The organism is Gordonia sp. NPDC062954, assembly GCF_044543825.1.
GTDB lineage: Bacteria > Actinomycetota > Actinomycetes > Mycobacteriales > Mycobacteriaceae > Gordonia > Gordonia tangerina.
Genome location: NZ_JBITWL010000021.1, coordinates 68827 through 85722, shown reverse-complemented (window position 1 = coordinate 85722; position 16896 = coordinate 68827). Strand labels below are relative to the sequence as shown.

The window sequence follows — 16896 nt, the reverse complement described above, 5'->3', positions numbered from 1 at the left end:
AGGATCAGGCGTCATGACCACCGACGCCGACACCTCCGGACGGCGTACCAACCGTCGGGGACGATCCACCCGCGAGGCGATGCTCGACGCGGCGGTGACCGCGCTGGCCTCGGGCGAGCCGGGTTCGGTGTCGGCCAATCGGATCGCCAAGGAGATCGGCGCCACCTGGGGCACGGTGAAGTATCAGTTCGGTGACGTCGACGGCCTGTGGGCAGCAGTGTTGCGCCGTACCGCCGAGCATCGCGGAGAGCTGCCCTACCGCGAGAACAACACCGCGCCGCTGCCCGACCGGGTGGCCGAGATCGTCGACACCCTGTTCGCGGGGCTGACCTCCACCGAAGCCCGGGCCATCGAGGCGCTGCGTGCCGCGTTGCCGCGGGATCCCGCCGAACTCGAACGACTCTTTCCGCACACCGCAGCCGAACTCGCCTCGTGGAAGGACAGCTGGGCCCGCGCCTGCCAGAAGGCATTCGCCGACCTCGAGGTCGATCCGGCACGGGTGCGCGAAGTCGCCGCATTCATCCCGGGCGCCATGCGTGGGCTCGTGTCGGAGGCGCAGTTGGGCACCTATTCCGACCTGGACGAGGCGCGCCGCGGCCTGACCAATGCCATCGTCGCCTATCTCGGGTCCTGACAGAAGCGGTAGCGCCGATTCCATCGAAGCCCGCCACGCCGCGCCACACGTGCCCTAACGTCAGCGGAGATCGTTTCGTCCCTCAACTTTCAGGAGCCAGACAGCCATGTCGCCCGTTATCGTCGTCGCCACCATCTCCCCCAAGCCCGGCGAGGAAGCTGCCGTCAAGGAGGCCGTCCTCACCGCCATCCCGAAGGTGCATGCCGAACCGGGCTGCCTCAAGTACGCACTGCACGAGGCCACCGGCGACTCGACCGACCTGGTGATGATCGAGAAGTGGGAATCGATGGAAGCGCTCGGCACGCATGGCCAGGCCGAGGCGCTCGCCGAACTCGGCAAGGCCATCGGCAATCTGCTTGCCGGCCCGCTCGACGTCAAGACCTTCACCGCGACGCCTGCCGGCGAAGCGGACCAGGGCGCCATCTAGCAACGTTCGCCCCCGAACCCGCCGATCTGTTGATCCGGCGGGTTCCGGCGTGCTAGACAGGTAGAACGAGCGTTAGATCGGGGTGCACTCAGGCAATGTCACCTGCCGATTCGACTCACCATCACACCTGGGAGGACCCACATGCCCGAAGCCGTCATCGTCGACGTCGCCCGTCTCGCCTCCGGTAAGGGCAAGCCCGGCGGCGCGCTGTCGGAAACCCAGCCCGTCGAGCTTCTCGCGCATGTGCTGCGCACCCTGGTCGAGCGCAATGACATCGACCCCGCCCTCGTCGACGACGTCATCGGCGGCTGCGTCGGCCAGGCCGGCGAGCAGGCACTCAACATCTCCCGCACCGCGCTGCTGTCGGCCGGATTCCCCGAGTCCGTGCCCGCCACCACCGTCGACCGGCAGTGTGGATCGAGCCAGCAGGCCGCCCACTTCGCCGCGCAGGGTGTGATCGCCGGCGCTTACGACGTGGTCATCGCCGCCGGTGTGGAATCTATGAGCCGTGTGCCGATGGGGTTCACCACGGTGGGTCGCAGTCCGTACGGACCGAGTATCGCTGCCCGCTATCCCGACGGACTCGTCGGTCAGGGCATCTCGGCCGAACTGATCTCCGCCAAATGGAAATTCGACCGTGAGACCCTCGACAACTTCGCCGCCGAGTCGCATCGCCGAGCCACGCAGGCCGCGGCCGAGGGCTTCTTCGACCGCGAGATCATCCCGATCGACGTCACCAACGCCGACGGCCAGACGATCACGCACTCCGTCGACGAAACGGTGCGGGCCTCGACCACCGCCGAGGGGCTATCCGGCCTGAAGCCGTCGTTCTACTCCGAGGAGTACTCGAAGCGTTACCCGGAGATCAACTGGCACATCACCCCCGGCAACTCCTCGCCGCTCACCGACGGTGCGTCGGGTGCGCTGATCATGAGCGACACCATGGCCGCCAAGCTCGGCCTCACCCCGCGCGCCCGGTTCCATTCGTTCTCGCTGGCGGGCGACGATCCGGTGTTCATGCTCACCGCTCCGATCCCGGCGACCCGCAAGATCCTCGAACGCTCAGGTCTGACCATCGACGACATCGACGCCTACGAGGTCAACGAGGCCTTCGCGCCCGTTCCGTTGGCCTGGGCCCACGAGTTCGGTGCCGACCCGGCCAAGCTGAACCCGCGCGGTGGTGCCATCGCACTGGGCCACGCGCTCGGTTCGTCGGGCACCCGTCTGCTGAGCACGCTGGTCACCCACCTCGAAGCGACCGGTGGCCGTTACGGCCTGCAGACGATGTGTGAGGGCGCCGGCATGGCGAATGCCACGATCATCGAGCGTGTCTGAGACCGTGTCGACGGCGGCGACCGGTGAGCCCGGTGCGGCGACCTCCGCACCGGGTGACTGGCGCAAGCTGGAACCCCTGCATCTGCCGATCACCCTCGTCGCCGCCAAGGACGCGTTCCACGAACGCGGCTTCCACGGCACGTCGATCCGTGACATCGCCTCGCGTGCAGGCGTTTCCCTCCCCACGCTGTACTACCACCACGACAACAAGCAAGGCATCCTGGTCGCGCTGCTCGAGGCGGGCATGTCGTCGGTCCTCACCCGGGTGCACGCGGCCATCGCCGACGGCGACACGCCGTCCGAACAGCTGTCCAACGCGATCGAGACCATCGTGCTGCACATGACGGCCGATCTTCAGCTCGCCAGTGTCGGACGCGAATTGCGCTATCTCGACACCGACAACCCGCATCGTCAGCACTACGTGGGGATGCGCACCGAGATGGAGGACTTGCTGGCGGATGTTTTGGAGCGCGGCATCGCCTCCGGTGATTTCCAGATACCGGGCGATGCTCGGGAAGTGTTGCGTTATCTGCTCGGCGCCTGTCAGGAGATCACCACTTGGTACCGGCCCGACGGGCCACGAACCCCGGAACAGGTCGCGGTCTCCTACGCCGCGACATCGCTGCGGGCGGTGGGATCGCGCCCGGCGACCTGACCAAACCGATCGTCATCAGACCCGAATCACGAAGGAGTTCACCACATGAAGCGCACAGTCTTCGAATCAGAACACGAACAACTTCGGCAGAGCGCCCGCGAGTTCCTGGCCCGCGAGTGCGCGCCCAACGTCGAGAAGTGGGAAGCCGCAGGCCAGGTCGACCGTGAGGCATACGCCAAGGCGGGCGAGGCCGGCTTGCTCGGTTTCAACATCCCCGAGGAGTTCGGTGGCGGCGGCGTCTCCGACGACTTCCGCTTCAACGCGGTCGTCGTCGAGGAGTTCGCGCGCTTCGGCAGTGCGGCACCGGGACTGAGCCTGCAGAACGACGTCCTGGTCCCCTACTTCCTGCATCTGGCCAACGATGAGCAGAAGAAGCGCTGGATGCCCGGTATGGCCACCGGTGAGACGATCCTCGCGGTCGCGATGACCGAGCCCGGCGCCGGTAGCGACCTCGCCGGTATCAAGACGTCGGCCAAGCTCGACGGTGACCACTACATCCTCAGCGGCAGCAAGACCTTCATCTCGGCCGGCATCAACTCCGATCTGGTCGTGGTGGTGTGCCGCACAAATCCCGACCCGGCCGCCGGCCACAAGGCGTTCTCGCTGCTCGTCGTCGAGCGCGACATGGAGGGCTTCGAGCGCGGACGCAAGCTGGACAAGATGGGTCTCAAGTCCGCCGACACCGCCGAACTGCACTTCAACGACGTGCGCGTCCCGCGGGAGAACCTCCTCGGCGAGGAGAACAAGGGCTTCTACCACCTGATGCAGAACCTGCCGTCGGAGCGGCTGTCGATCGCCGTCGGCGCCATCGCCGGCGCCCGCGCCGTGTACGAGGAGACGCTGCAGTACGTCAAGGACCGCAAGGCCTTCGGCAAGCCGATCGGCACCTTCCAGCACAACCGGTTCGTCGTCGCCGAGATGTCGACCGAACTCGACATCGCCGAGCAGTACATCGATCGCTGCCTGCAGGCCGTCGTCGACGGCGAGCTCACCGCGGTGGACGCCTCCAAGGCCAAGTGGTGGTGCACCGAGTTGGCCAAACGCGTTATCGACCAGTGCGTGCAGCTGCACGGCGGCTACGGCTACATGAACGAGTACCGGGTTGCCCGCGCCTACACCGATTCTCGTATCCAGACGATCTTCGGTGGCACCACCGAGATCATGAAGGACATCATCGGCCGGGATCTGGGTCTGTAGATCGCGGTCGCACCGCAGCCTGACCACGCAACTCGCGTCGCAACAACTTTCCGGTCGCCGAACGCGGCAGCGCACCCACCAGCTCGATCTCCCGCGGATACTTGTAGGCCGCAAGCCGGACGCGACAGTGCTCGACGAGATCGGCTTCGGTCGTCGGTGAGCCCGCGCGCAACACCACATACGCCTTCGCCGACTCACCGCGATAGTCGTCCGGGATGCCGACGACCGCCGCTTCCGCGACATCGGGATGCTTGGCCAGAACCGCTTCCACCTCGTGCGGCCAGATCTTGTAGCCCGCCGCGTTGATCACATCGGTCCTGCGGTCGACGACATAGAACCAGCCGGCATCGTCCATGAAACCGATATCGCCGGTACGCAATTCGCCGCCGGTCAGTGCGGCCGCAGTGGCCGTCGGGTCGTCCCAGTAGCCGTCGATGACCTGCGGTCCGCTCGTCACCAATTCGCCGATCTCACCGACCGGAAGATCGCGGCCGTCGTCGTCGACCACCCGCACCACCGTGCTCGACACCGGCACCCCGACCGACAGCACCCCGGTCTCCTCGTCGACCGGCGAACGCAGTTCCGGTGGCACGATGTGCGACGGTGACGTCGTCTCGGTCTGTCCGTAGATGTTGTGCACGTATCCGCCGAGGGCCTCCTCGAGCCGCTCCGCCACCGCAGGTTCGATCGGCGCGCCGCCCGAGTAACGCAAACGCAGCGAGGACATTTCCGCCGGCGTGATGTCGGACTCGTCGGCAAGACCTATGTAGGCGGTGATCGCGGCGACCGCGAACACCGGCCGCCACTCGCGGATCGCGTCGGCCATCACGGCCGGCAGGATGCGATGGGTCACCACGACCGGCGACCGGAGCAGCATCGCCAGGGTCACCGCTCCCACGAGACCGGTGACGTGAAAGACCGGCGCCAGCGCCAGAATCGGCTCCCCGACGTCGACTCCGGTCCATTCGCGGTAGATCTGGGTGTTGAACGTCAGATTGGCATGACTGATCCGGGCGCCTTTGGGAAAGCCGGTCGTGCCCGACGTCGGCAACAGCGCGGCGACATCGGCCGGACCCACGGGTCGCCGCCGCGGTGCCGGACCATCGAACCCGGCGACGAGTGCCGCGAGGTCGATCGTGTCCGGGGGCCGATGGCGACGCCGACCCGCGAACAGCCGCGGATCGTCGCGCGTCTGTCCGTCCAACCCACTGACCGTCACCACCACCGGAACCGCGATGCCCGGGTCATCGGCAATCGCGGGCCGGACGACCTCGAGGTACAGATCATCGAGCGCCAGCAACGCCGCCGGCCGGTAACGCTGCAGGAACCAGGTGAACTCGTCCACCTTGCTCATCGGACTGATCGCGGTCGGGACACCACCCACCTTCCACGCCGCCACCAGACCGATCACGAACGCCGGATCGTTCTGGACGAACAGGGCATACCGGTCGCCCGGACCGAATCCACGGGCCAGCAGCAACGCAGCCAACGCGTCCGATGCGTGATCGAGGCCGGACCACGTGAGCGTGGAGTCGAAGTAGTGCACGGCCGGGGCATCCGGGGCTGCCGCGACCGCGGCGTCGAACATGTCCATCGCGGTACCGAACTCCACCCGCAGATGTGCGGGCCGTCCGCCGTAATGGGCGAGCCACGGCCGGTCATCGTAGGCACTCACCCGACCGTCACCTTTCCGTCCCCCCGAGGAGTCGACATCGTCGGGTGAAGTCTACGGTGACCGGCACACAGCGCTACCGTGTTACACAGCGCTACCGTGTTCAGCATGGCTGAACAGAACCTGACCGGACCGGCGGTCCGCCAGGCGCGTGTGCAGTCCGGCCTGACCCTGCGCGCCCTGGCCGCCGACATCGGGGTCAGCGTCGGGACGATGAGCGCCATCGAGAACGGCAAGGTCGCGCTCACGATCGATCGCCTGCACCAGATCGCCCGGCGCCTCGACGTCTCGCCCGGCCACCTGGTGAGTCCGCCACCCGCCCGCCAGTCCGACACCCTCGGGGCCACACCCACCTCCGACTGGCGCCGATTCAGCGATCTCGATCTCGACCCGGCGCTACGTGCCGCGGTCGAGGTGTTCACCGACGTCGGCTATCACGGTGCGACGATGCGCCTGGTGGCGACCGCCGCCGACAGCAGCGTGGCCGGCATCTACCACTATCACCGGAGCAAGCAGCATCTCTTGGTGACGCTCATGACCCAGACGATGGCCGACATCGAATGGCGCGTGCTGGCAGCGGATGCCGAGGGCGAGCGGCCTGCTGAGCGCTTTGCGCTGATGGTCGAGGCGCTGGCGCTCTGCCATGCGGTACGCCGGGACTTGGCGTTCATCACGGCCACCGAGATGCGTAGCCTCGAGGAACCCGACCGCAGCGTCATCCTCGACGCCCGCCGACGCCTGCAGGCCCGCCTCGACGATGCGGCCGTCGCCGCGGCCGCCGACGGTTCCTTCGCATCGCCGGATCCGCGTGGCACCGCGCGGGTCGTCGCCACCATGTGCATGGCCCTGCCCTACTGGTTCTCCACCGCCGGACCGAAGACGCCTGCCGAGGTCGCCCACGACTACGCCGATCACGCCCTGGCGATGATGCTTGTTCAGCCCCGCTGAACCGAAATCCGCCTGTCCGACATCCCTTTTCGACTTCGGCGAAACCCCTTGACGGACGCCCCGAATCCTGTGATCCTCATCTCACCTGAACTTTCCGAACGTTCGCTCGAATCGTTCAAGTCCACTCACATCGACCCACTGGAGAGGCGTCCCATGACTGCACCCGATCTCACCGAACTGCTCGCCGACTCCCCCTCCAACTGGGGCAAATGGGGCGCCGACGACGAGGTCGGCAGCCTCAACTACCTCACCGCCGAGCAGGTCCTCGCCGGCGTCGGCCTGATCAAGAAGGGCGAACTGTTCACGCTGCAGCGACTCATCGGCGACCCCGAGGGCGATCCGGTGTGGCCCGGCCGCAGCCCGGCGACCCGCGAGATGATCTTCGACGAGTCCAACTGGGATGAGGGCGGCGACGGCCCAGCCTTCCCGGGCGGTCTGCACTACGCCGACGACAAGATCGACGCCTTCCTGCAGGGGTCCACGCAGTACGACGCACTCGGCCACGTCTGGTACGACGGCCAGATCTACAACGGGTATGACGCCCGCACCACCGTGGGCGGCCTGGACAAGGCCAGCGTCGAGCCGATCGCACAACGTGGCGTCGCCGGTCGCGCGGTCCTGCTGGACATGGCCCGCTTCAGGGGGGTGGATTGCCTCGGGCCGCGCGAGACCTTCGACCACACCGACCTCGAGAAGTGCGCCGCGGCACAGGGTATCGAGATCAAACCGCGCGACATCCTGCTCATCCGCACCAATCACCTCCAACTGTTCTTCCAGCAGGGCGACAAGTTCTACGACGACTTCTGCGAACCCGGCTTGGTGCATTCCGCAGAACTGGTGAAGTGGTTCCAGGACAAGGAGATCCCGAATCTGGTCACCGACACCATCGCCAACGAGGTCACCACCGACCCGCACAACGGGGTCGCGTTGGTTCTGCACAATGCGCTGATGCGCAACCTGGGCATCGCCTTCACCGAGATCTGCGACCTGGAGAAACTCGCCGCGGATTGTGCCGCCGACGGGGTCTACGAGTTCTTCTATGTGGCTGCGCCGTTGAAGATCCACCGGGCCACCGGCGCACCCGTGAACCCGGTGGTGATCAAGTGAGTTACGCCGATCGGCCGTGGCTGACCCGCTATCCGGCGGGCAGCCCGGCCGACATCGAGGCCGAGTACACCACCGCCCTCGACGTGTTCGATGCTGCGGTGGCGGCCGAGCCGGACAGCCCTTTTCTCTACTACTTCGACGCGACGCTGACCTTCGCCGACGTGGATCGGGCCGCGACGGCGCTGGCGTCCGCACTCGTCGGCGATGGATTCTCGGCCGGTGATCGTCTCGCGGTCTACGTTCAGAACAATCCGGCCTTCATCATCGGGATCGTGGCGGCATGGAAGGCCGGCGGTATCGCCGTCGCGATCAATCCGATGAACAAGCAGCGCGAACTCACCTACATGCTGGTCGATTCCGGCGCAACGGCGTTGCTCACCCTCGACGACCTCTACGACGATGTGGCCGCGCCGGTCATCGCCACCGGGAAGACGGCGGTCCGAACGGTCTTCACGACGTCTCCGCTCGACTTTCAGACGCGCGATGATCCTCGGCTGTTCGCCGGCGTCGAGCGCCGCCGCAATCCCGGCACCCGCGATCTGGTCGAGACGATCGACGGCTTCGACGGATCGTCGTTGCCGGCGCCGACCCTCACCGCCGACGATGTCGCCGTCCTCACCTACACCAGCGGTACCACCGGAGAACCCAAGGGCGCCATGAACACTCATGGAAACCTGGCGTTCAACGCGCAGACCTACCGCGACTGGACGGGTCTGAAACCGGGCGAGGGGGTGCTCGGCGTCGCGCCGTTGTTCCACATCACCGGACTCGTGGGACATGTGATGATCGCGGTGCTGGTGCGGGCACCGCTGACGCTGACACACCGGTTTGCCCCGGACGTCACGCTCGACGCGATCCGCGAACGCCGGCCGGTGTTCACCGTCGCGGCGATCACCGCGTTCAACGCGTTGTCCGCCGCCCCCGGTGCCACACCGGCCGACTTCGAGAGTCTGCGTATTCTCTACTCCGGTGGCGCGCCGATCGCACCGGCGATGGCCGACCGGCTCGAGCAGGTCTTCGGCGCCTACATCCACAACATCTACGGGCTGACGGAGACGTCGTCGCCGTCACACGGTGTCCCGCTCGGTGTTCGGGCGCCCGTCGACGCGACCTCGGGTGCACTGTCGGTGGGAGTGCCGGTGTTCAACACGGTCGTCCGGGTGGTCGGGGAGGATGGCGAAGACCTTCCCGTCGGCGAAGTCGGCGAGTTCGTCACATCCGGTCCGCAGGTGGTCAAGGGCTACTGGAACAAGCCGGACAAGACGGCCGAATCGATTCCCGGCGGTGCACTGAAGACCGGCGACGTCGGATTCATGGACAGCGACGGCTGGTTCTACGTGGTCGATCGCAAGAAGGACATGATCAACGCGTCGGGCTACAAGGTGTGGCCACGCGAGGTGGAGGACGTGCTGTACACCCATCCCGCGGTGCGGGAGGCTGCCGTGATCGGGGTGCCCGACGAGTATCGCGGCGAGACCGTCAAGGCCTATGTGTCACTGCAGGACGGCGCGACGGTCGACACCGCCGAGCTCGTCGAGTTCTGTAAGGAGCAGATGGCCGCCTACAAGTATCCGCGCGAGGTCGAGATCGTCGGCGAGCTCCCGAAGACGGTCACCGGCAAGATCCTGCGCCGCGAGTTGCGCGACGCAGGGTGAGTCGGCGGTTGCGGTTTGTGCCGGCAACCGGCGCAAACCGCAACCGGGCCGCCGGAACATGTTCTACGGTCGGCCGAGGGGGCGACACCGCGGTCGTCCGGCAAGGAGTCCGACATGTCCGAGACGCCCGACGTCCACGGTCACATCGATCCGAAGTTCGAGCGGGTGCGCGATGAGCTTGCCGCCCAACTCGACTCAGGCAACGAACTCGGTGCGGCCATCGCCGTCGACGTCGACGGCGAACTGATGGTCGATCTCTGGGGCGGGTTCCGCGACGCCGCCCGAACACTTCCGTGGGAGCGCGACACCATCGTCAACGTGTGGTCGACCACCAAGGAGGTCACCGCGCTCGCGGTCCTCATGCTGGCCGACCGAGGACTCGTCGACCTACACGCACCGGTCGCAACCTACTGGCCGGAGTTCGCCCAGAACGGCAAAGACGATATTGAGGTCCGCCACATCATGGCGCACACCTCGGGGGTCTCGGGGTGGGATCAGCCGTTCGAGCTCACCGACATGTACAACTGGGACACCTCGGTCGAACACCTCGCTCGCCAGGCCCCGTGGTGGGAACCCGGCACCGCGTCGGGTTATCACGCGCAGAACCAGGGCCACCTCCTGGGCGAAATCGTCCGCCGGGTAACCGGCAAACATCTCACACAGTTCGTCGCCGACGAGATCGCCGGTCCGCTGGGAGTCGATCTACAGATCGGTGCAGGGCCGGACGACGACGCACGGATCGCCGAGGTGATCCCACCCCCACCGCTGCCGATCGACATCGCGGCACTGCCCACCGATTCGCCGATGTTCAAGACCTTCACCGGGCCAGTGGCGTCAGCCGCCGCCGCAAACACCATCGAGTGGCGTCGTGCCGACATGGGGGCACTGAACGGCCACACCAACGCCCGCGCCCTCGTACGAACGATGTCGGTGATCTCCCGCGGCGGGACCGTCGACGGCGTGCAGCTGCTGACGGAGAAGACGATCGATCAGATCTTCGACGAACAGACACGCGGCGACGACCTCGTTCTGGGCGTGCCGCTGCGCTGGGGAATCGGATTCGGTCTTCCCGAACCCGCGACCGTGCCCTCACTCCCCGACGAACGGATCTGCTTCTGGGGTGGATGGGGAGGGTCGATCACTGTGATGTTCCCGCTGCAGAAGATGACCATCTCCTACGTCATGAACAAGATGGCACCGGGCATCATCGGATCCGACCGCTCCGAGGCCTACACGCGGGCCATCCTGGCTGCCGCCGGCTGAGCCTCCCGTAGGATCGCACCCCGTGTCCCAACGAGACCGGAAGGTGCCCATGCTCGACGGTGTCCGTACCCTTTACCGCCTGACGCGCGGTGAACGCGTGGCCGATGACCAGCCCACCTCGCACGTCACCCTTTCCGAGGGGCGGCATCGGACGCTACGCCGCTACGGAACCACCGCCGACGTCGATGCGGCACGCAGTGCAGGACGCCCACCGGTCCTGCTGGTCCCGCCGCTCGCAGTCCCCGCCCGCTGCTACGACCTCGCGCCGGACATGTCGGTGGTCGCAGCACTGCTGGCGACCGGACGCATCCCGTACGTGGTCGACTTCGGCGAGATGGGTTATGCCGACCGCCATCTCGGTTTCGAGGACTTCTGCGACGTCATCGTCCCCGCCGCCATCGGACACGTGCTCGCCGACTACGGCGACCCTTCGAGCACAGTAGACCTCGCCGCATGGAGCCTGGGCGGCACCGTCGCGTTCCTCACCGCCGCAGCACATCCCGACCTGCCCGTCCGGTCGATCACCGCGATCGGCACACCGCTCAATTACTCTCTGGTACAGCCGTATCCGTTGGTGAAGACGCTCATCCGGCCGATCGGTCCCGCTCCGGTGACGTACGCGCTGAAAGCGATGGGCGGCATCCCGGCGCCGCTGGTGCGCCTCGGGTACCGCGCGACGGCGTGGGAACGCGAGTTCAAGAAGCCCGGCTACATCCTCCGCAACGCGGACAACACGGAGGCGTTGGCGCGGATGCAGGTCATCGACTGGTTCCAGGAGGCGCTGCCCGGATATCCCGGCAAGCTGGCCGAGCAGATGTGGGAAAATCTTGTTTTCCGCGACGAAATCGCCGGCGGCGTACTGCGATTCGGTGATCGCAGCATCGACCTCACATCCATCGCGCTCCCGATCCAGCTGTTCGGCAGCCATCGCGACGCGATCGTCAGCTGGGGTGCAGCGCGACACGGCGTGGAGATCTTCGCCGACTCGCCCGAGGTGCACTTCACCACCGTCGAGACCAGCCATCTGGGTCTGATCGCAGGCAGCGAGGCGACCGCGCAGACGTGGCCGCGGGTCGACGAGTTCTTGGCCGGCCTGGACCGCGTGGACATCTGACCCGCTCAGACCGTCGCGGGGGGCGGCAGGCCCCCGCCCAACGTGCGGCCGACTCCCTGCGCCGCCACCTGCGCCGCGGCCACCAAGGACGCGCGGTTGCGCCCGAGCGACGGCACCACCACCCCGAGCGCGGCAACCACCTCCTCGCCCCGGCGGATCGGCACCGCGACCGAGCAGGCGCCCAGCGTCATCTCCTCGGTGGTGGTCGCGTAGCCCTGCTGCCGGATCTGGCGGAGTTGTCGGTCCAACACCCCGGGCGCGACGATCGTGTGCGGCGTCATCGGGCGCAGGTCACTCATCGCCTCACGCCGTATCCCGTCGGGTGCATGCGCGAGCAGGACCTTGCCGACTCCGGTGCAGTGCAACGGGAGTCGGCTGCCGACCCGGCTCACCACGGGGACGGACGCCCGGCCCGAGAGTCGATCCAGATACAGCACCTGGGTCCCCTCTCGGACGGCGAGATGCACCGTGGCGAACGTCGCGGCGTACAAGTCTTGCAGAAAGGGCGCGGCGACCTCACGGATGCCCGATTGGATCGGGGCCAGTAAGCCCAAATCCCAGAGCCGCCGTCCGATGACGTAGCGGGTGTCGGGCCGGCGGGTCAACGCGCCCCATGACTCGAGCTCGCGGGCCAAGCGGTGCGTCGTCGGCACCGGCAGGTCGGCGCGCTCGGCGATCTCGGTGAGGGTCAACGCGCGGTGGGTGCGGTCGAAGGCGGCGAGCACCGCCAGCGTGCGCGCGGCCACCGATTGGCCCGGGGCGCCCGTGTTACCTGCCATCGTCGCCTTTCACTCAGTGGAATCGAGTGTAGCGAGCTCGAGCCCTGTCAGGTCACGGTCAGCGGCAATGTGCGCAGTCGACGCACCAGCAGGCTTCGTTCCCACTGGGGGTTCGCGCCATGGACGGTGAAGTCGTTGGTGGCATCGAGTAGGTGGTTGACCGCCACCCGCGCCTCGAGTCGCGCCAGCGCCGCTCCGACACACAGATGTAGCCCTTTCCCGAACGCCATGTGTGGTCGCCGCACGGCCGGATCCAGGTTCACCCGGTCCGGCTCATCAAAATGCTCGGCGTCGCGATTGGCAGCGCCCCACATCAGATAGAGGTGGGAGTTGGCGGGCAATGCCACGTCCCCCAGTGTGGTGTCGTGCACGACGTGGCGGTAGTGACCGCGAAACGGCGATTCGACGCGCAGCGCCTCCTCGACGAAGAGGCGCACGAGATCACGATTGTCCCGCAGTTGTCCGACCAGTTCCGGCTGCTCGCCGAGCAGCCACACGGCGTTGCCGAGGAGGCTGACGGTGGATTCCGCCCCGGCCGCGACGAGTTGAATGAGCATGATGATCGCTGTCGACTCATCGAGGTCGCCTCGGTTCACCAGGGTCGCGAGGTCGCCCATGACGCCGCCGCCCGGATCGTCGCGGGTCGCAGTGAAGGATTCAGCGATGTGGCCGCCGAGTTCGGTCGCTGCCTGAGTGGCCGCCGTCAACTGTTCGGCGGTCACCACTCCGTCGAGCAGCACGGTGGTCGCGAACGACCAGCGGATCAGGTCGTCGATGTCGTAGGTCGGGAATCCCAGGAGTTCGGCGACGACGGCCATGGGCACCCGGTGCGCGACCGCCGTCATCCAGTCGATCCGGTTGCCGTCGATTCCGTTGCTGTCGATTCCGCTGTCCCACAGTCGCTTCACGGTGTGATCGATGAACGGTTCGAGTTGACCGATACGTTTGGCGACCAGAGACGGCATCACCATCCTGCGATGGTCCCGGTGCGCCGGGTCGTCGGCGGTGGCGAGCGCGTGGATGGGTGAATCCAGTTCCGCGATCGGGTACGTGGTCACGGTGCCATCGGCGTTCCACACCATCGTCGCGGTGAGATTTGACGAGAAGTGATCGGGCCGGGCCACGGCCTCGGCAATCAGATCCCAGCTCGTCACCACGTAGAACGGGGAGTCGGCGAGCCGGGCCACCGGCGTGTCGGTCCGCAACGTCTCGTAGTACGGATAGGGGTTGTCCAGATCATGCACCTGACCAGCGTCGACTCCATCGCGCGTACAGAGCAACAGGTTGCGGGAAAGTCGACACATCGGATGTCTGGTCGTGGTGCGCGCCGTCTCATGCCGTGTGCCCGACCTCGACAAACGGGTGAAACATCTCAGCCAGATGTCTCACACTGAGAACATGACAGATGACTGGCTGGTGAATGGCGACCGCAACCAAACGGCCCGCGATCGCCTCTACGCACTCGCGACAGAGATGATCGGCGGCGCCGGCCTCGACCGGTTCGACCTCAACGACCTCGCACGTCGAGCCCACTGTTCGCGGGCGACCGTCTACCGTCACGTCGGCGGCAAGAAGCAGTTGCTCGAGGCGGTGTGGGCGTTCTCCTCGGCGGCCGTGGTCACCGAGGTCGAGAAGTCGGTCGCCGGTCTCGAAGGGCGAGAGCGGGCGCTCCTTGCGATCACCGTGGCCGTGCGAGCGATTCGCGCCGACCCGGTGATCCGGCAGTTCGTCGAATCGCGTCGGGTCTACGCCGCGGCGGACACCGTCATCCACTCGCCGACGATCATCGCGACCGCAGCCGAGCTGATGGGCCTCGACGCGGCCGACGGCGTGCAGGTCCGCTTCGCGATCCGATCGATCCTGTCCATCGTGACGCTCCCCCCGCGGGACCCGACCGAGGAACGAGCGCTCGTCGAGATCCTGGTGTGCGCGATTCATCCGGAGTGATCGGTCTCCGGACCAAAACCCGAGTTGAACTGCGGAGACCATTCTTGTCGGTGCGATGGCATAAATTGGGTAACAGCGAAATCGAAGTGTTGATGTGATACCGGATCGGCCCACGGGGGTCGGTCACTTTCAGAGCTATGTGGGACGTGTGGTTTCGCCGTGTCCATTCTCTGAAAGGTGCTGGCGGTGTCGAGTCGCGATTGGGCGTTGTCGTCCTGGTGGGGTGAACCCTCGCCGTGGCCGGATCTTGCGCCCCGCTTCACCGGCCGTCTCCATGGCGATGACGTCGCAGACGCAGACACCAATGGCCTGCTCGGGTCGATGGCCTCGTCCCAACGCGGACGAGCGTATCTGGCCTGGCACGACTATCAGCTCGCCGCCGAGCTCCATCGCCGAATTGTCGGCGATGGGAAACGTCCGGAGGACATGTTGGTGGTCGACGGTTTCGCCGACTGCGCAGCTCGGATCGCGTTGGCACTGAGTGTTTCCCAGAATGCCGCCGAGCAGGTCCTGCGGGAGGCAGTCGCGTTGCGGGATCGCCTTCCCGAGGTCGCCGAGCGACTCCGCAACGGCCAGATCTCCCAGGCCCGGGTCTCGACGATCATTGCGCGGACCGATCTGCTCACCGGGCATGCCTGCATGGCCGATGTGGATGCCGAGATCGCGGCCGAGTTGGACCTGCATCGTGGCGCGTGGTCCGCCGAGCGATTGCGAGACATGATCGACCGCGTTGTCTTCCGCCACGACCCGGACGCGGTCCGAGAAGCACGCAGACGCGCGCTGGCCGATCGGCGGATGTCAACCAAGCCGCAGCCAGATGGGATGGCCGAGATTTCTGCCACGATGGCGGCGGAGAACGTCCGTATCGCCGCGGCCGCCGTCAAGTCTCTGGCGGCCGCGGTGTGCGCTCATGACGAACGCACGAAGGCGCAGCGCGCCTCGGATGCGATGTTCGCATTGCTATCGGGCACGCGGTTCGAATGTCTGTGCGGCCGAGAGGACTGTGCCGCAGAGATTCCTGAGCCGGCCACGGTGCCGCCGGTGGATGCCAAGGTGGTCATTCACGTCGTCTGCGACGAGGGAACCCTCGCAGGCACTGCCGAGAACGCCGGGTTCGTCGACGGGCACGGAGTGATCTCGGACGAACACGTGCGAGACCTGGCAGCGCGACCGGACGCCATCGTCAAGAGGTTGGTCCCGAAAGGCACTCCGCAGAATCCGGATGGCACCTTCACCCTGCCCGCGCATCTGCCCTCCGACCCCTACCGCCCCTCGGCCGCGCTGGACACCTATGTACGGGTGCGCGATGGACACAGCGTGGTGCCCGGCGATGCGACTCCCGCGTTCGAGGGCGATGTCGAACATGTCCACGAGTACAACCACGCCCACCCGGCGGCAGGTGGGCAGACCGCGCCGGAGAACCTGAACATCAAGGGCCGGTTCTTCCACATCCTGAAAACCTTCGGCCGCTGGGTCGACGACATGTACCGCGACCGCAGCGGCCGCCTTCGCACCGAATTCAAAACTCCGGAAGGTCTGGTGATCGAGGGCGACCCCGACAATCTCGAGAGCATGTTCCCCGGACTGCTCCGCATCCGGTTCGCGTCACCAGACCCACCCGCGCCGCCCGACGACACCGAACCACCCCGGAACGCGAAGCCTCCACCACCCACCCGATCCATGACCCGGGTAGAAGCCAAACACGCCCGCCGACAACAAGAACGGGAGCGCAATCGCCGCAGACGGGAGGCCGACGAGACCGACTAGTCAGAGCATGCGGTCACTGAGCCGCGTCGATCTCCGCGAACACCCCGTTCGCGATCCGGAACGCCGTGTTCGCGTCGGGCACACCGCAATAGATCGCCGACTGCAGCAGCACTTCGGTGATCTCGTCGCGAGTCAGCCCGTTACGCAACGCGGCGCGCAGATGCATGGCCAGTTCTTCGTGGTGCCCGCGGGCGATCAGTGCCGTCAACGTGATCATCGAACGGCTGCGACGATCCAGGCCGGGTCGCGTCCAGATGCTGCCCCACGCGTATTCGGTGATGAGTTCCTGGAAGTCGCGGGTGAGGTCGGTGATGGTGTCGGTCGCCCGGTCGACGTGCGCGTCGCCGAGGACCTCGCGTCGCACCGCCATGCCGTCGTCGTATCGGCTCATCATCG

Annotated in this window: 16 protein-coding genes; 12 read left to right on the top strand and 4 right to left on the bottom strand. The window is 66.6% G+C overall.

Annotated elements, in window-relative coordinates:
* The first annotated feature begins 13 nt into the window (after window positions 1-13).
* The 5 genes from ACIGKQ_RS18805 to ACIGKQ_RS18785 all read left to right on the top strand — a co-directional run bounded on the left by ACIGKQ_RS18805 (window position 14) and on the right by ACIGKQ_RS18785 (window position 4248).
* The gene (locus tag ACIGKQ_RS18805; protein ID WP_266060626.1) at window positions 14-634 is read left to right on the top strand and encodes a TetR/AcrR family transcriptional regulator; all 621 of its coding nucleotides are present in this window, start codon (window positions 14-16) and stop codon (window positions 632-634) included.
* Between the two features lie 106 nt (window positions 635-740).
* The gene (locus tag ACIGKQ_RS18800; RefSeq protein WP_235722952.1) at window positions 741-1061 is read left to right on the top strand and encodes a putative quinol monooxygenase; all 321 of its coding nucleotides are present in this window, start codon (window positions 741-743) and stop codon (window positions 1059-1061) included.
* A 141-nt stretch (window positions 1062-1202) separates the two neighbouring features.
* Window positions 1203-2396, top strand: a complete 1194-nt coding sequence (locus ACIGKQ_RS18795; protein ID WP_396574662.1) for a thiolase family protein — start codon at window positions 1203-1205, stop codon at window positions 2394-2396.
* Window positions 2389-3051 (top strand): TetR/AcrR family transcriptional regulator, encoded by a 663-nt coding sequence (locus ACIGKQ_RS18790; RefSeq protein ID WP_372512336.1) that lies wholly within the window; start codon window positions 2389-2391, stop codon window positions 3049-3051. The genes ACIGKQ_RS18795 and ACIGKQ_RS18790 overlap by 8 nt, the downstream gene beginning before the upstream one ends.
* A gap of 45 nt (window positions 3052-3096) precedes the next feature.
* Complete coding sequence (locus tag ACIGKQ_RS18785; protein ID WP_396574661.1) at window positions 3097-4248, top strand: acyl-CoA dehydrogenase family protein; 1152 nt, start codon at window positions 3097-3099, stop codon at window positions 4246-4248.
* Here ACIGKQ_RS18785 and ACIGKQ_RS18780 read toward each other — a convergent pair.
* Window positions 4223-5923: a class I adenylate-forming enzyme family protein gene (locus tag ACIGKQ_RS18780; protein ID WP_396574660.1), complete on the bottom strand. Its 1701-nt coding sequence runs from the start codon at window positions 5921-5923 to the stop codon at window positions 4223-4225. The genes ACIGKQ_RS18785 and ACIGKQ_RS18780 overlap by 26 nt on opposite strands.
* Window positions 5924-6028: 105 nt before the next feature.
* Here ACIGKQ_RS18780 and ACIGKQ_RS18775 point away from each other — a divergent pair, with 105 nt between their 5' ends.
* The 5 genes from ACIGKQ_RS18775 to ACIGKQ_RS18755 all read left to right on the top strand — a co-directional run bounded on the left by ACIGKQ_RS18775 (window position 6029) and on the right by ACIGKQ_RS18755 (window position 12007).
* Window positions 6029-6868, top strand: a complete 840-nt coding sequence (locus ACIGKQ_RS18775) for a TetR family transcriptional regulator (RefSeq protein ID WP_235722956.1) — start codon at window positions 6029-6031, stop codon at window positions 6866-6868.
* Between the two features lie 153 nt (window positions 6869-7021).
* Window positions 7022-7975 (top strand): cyclase family protein, encoded by a 954-nt coding sequence (locus ACIGKQ_RS18770; RefSeq protein WP_235722957.1) that lies wholly within the window; start codon window positions 7022-7024, stop codon window positions 7973-7975.
* Window positions 7972-9630, top strand: coding sequence for a class I adenylate-forming enzyme family protein (locus tag ACIGKQ_RS18765; RefSeq protein WP_396574659.1), 1659 nt, complete (start codon window positions 7972-7974; stop codon window positions 9628-9630). The genes ACIGKQ_RS18770 and ACIGKQ_RS18765 overlap by 4 nt, the downstream gene beginning before the upstream one ends.
* A 114-nt stretch (window positions 9631-9744) precedes the next feature.
* Complete coding sequence (locus ACIGKQ_RS18760) at window positions 9745-10893, top strand: serine hydrolase domain-containing protein (RefSeq protein ID WP_396574658.1); 1149 nt, start codon at window positions 9745-9747, stop codon at window positions 10891-10893.
* Between the two features lie 49 nt (window positions 10894-10942).
* On the top strand, window positions 10943-12007 hold the full coding sequence (locus ACIGKQ_RS18755; protein WP_396574676.1) for an alpha/beta hydrolase: 1065 nt from the start codon (window positions 10943-10945) through the stop codon (window positions 12005-12007).
* A 5-nt stretch (window positions 12008-12012) separates the two neighbouring features.
* Here ACIGKQ_RS18755 and ACIGKQ_RS18750 read toward each other — a convergent pair whose 3' ends face one another.
* Window positions 12013-12786: an IclR family transcriptional regulator gene (locus ACIGKQ_RS18750; protein WP_396574657.1), complete on the bottom strand. Its 774-nt coding sequence runs from the start codon at window positions 12784-12786 to the stop codon at window positions 12013-12015.
* A gap of 47 nt (window positions 12787-12833) precedes the next feature.
* The gene (locus ACIGKQ_RS18745; protein ID WP_396574656.1) at window positions 12834-14030 is read right to left on the bottom strand and encodes a cytochrome P450; all 1197 of its coding nucleotides are present in this window, start codon (window positions 14028-14030) and stop codon (window positions 12834-12836) included.
* 154 nt (window positions 14031-14184) lie between these two features.
* Between ACIGKQ_RS18745 and ACIGKQ_RS18740 the strand changes: the two genes are divergently transcribed.
* Window positions 14185-14733: a TetR/AcrR family transcriptional regulator gene (locus ACIGKQ_RS18740; protein ID WP_235722962.1), complete on the top strand. Its 549-nt coding sequence runs from the start codon at window positions 14185-14187 to the stop codon at window positions 14731-14733.
* A gap of 186 nt (window positions 14734-14919) precedes the next feature.
* A complete protein-coding gene (locus tag ACIGKQ_RS18735) occupies window positions 14920-16500 on the top strand; it encodes a DUF222 domain-containing protein (RefSeq protein ID WP_287015839.1) in 1581 nt (526 codons plus the stop codon).
* A gap of 13 nt (window positions 16501-16513) precedes the next feature.
* On the opposite strand, the gene pcaC is transcribed toward ACIGKQ_RS18735, so the two are convergent.
* The gene (pcaC, locus tag ACIGKQ_RS18730; RefSeq protein WP_235722964.1) at window positions 16514-16891 is read right to left on the bottom strand and encodes a 4-carboxymuconolactone decarboxylase; all 378 of its coding nucleotides are present in this window, start codon (window positions 16889-16891) and stop codon (window positions 16514-16516) included.
* Between the last annotated feature and the right edge of the window lie 5 nt (window positions 16892-16896).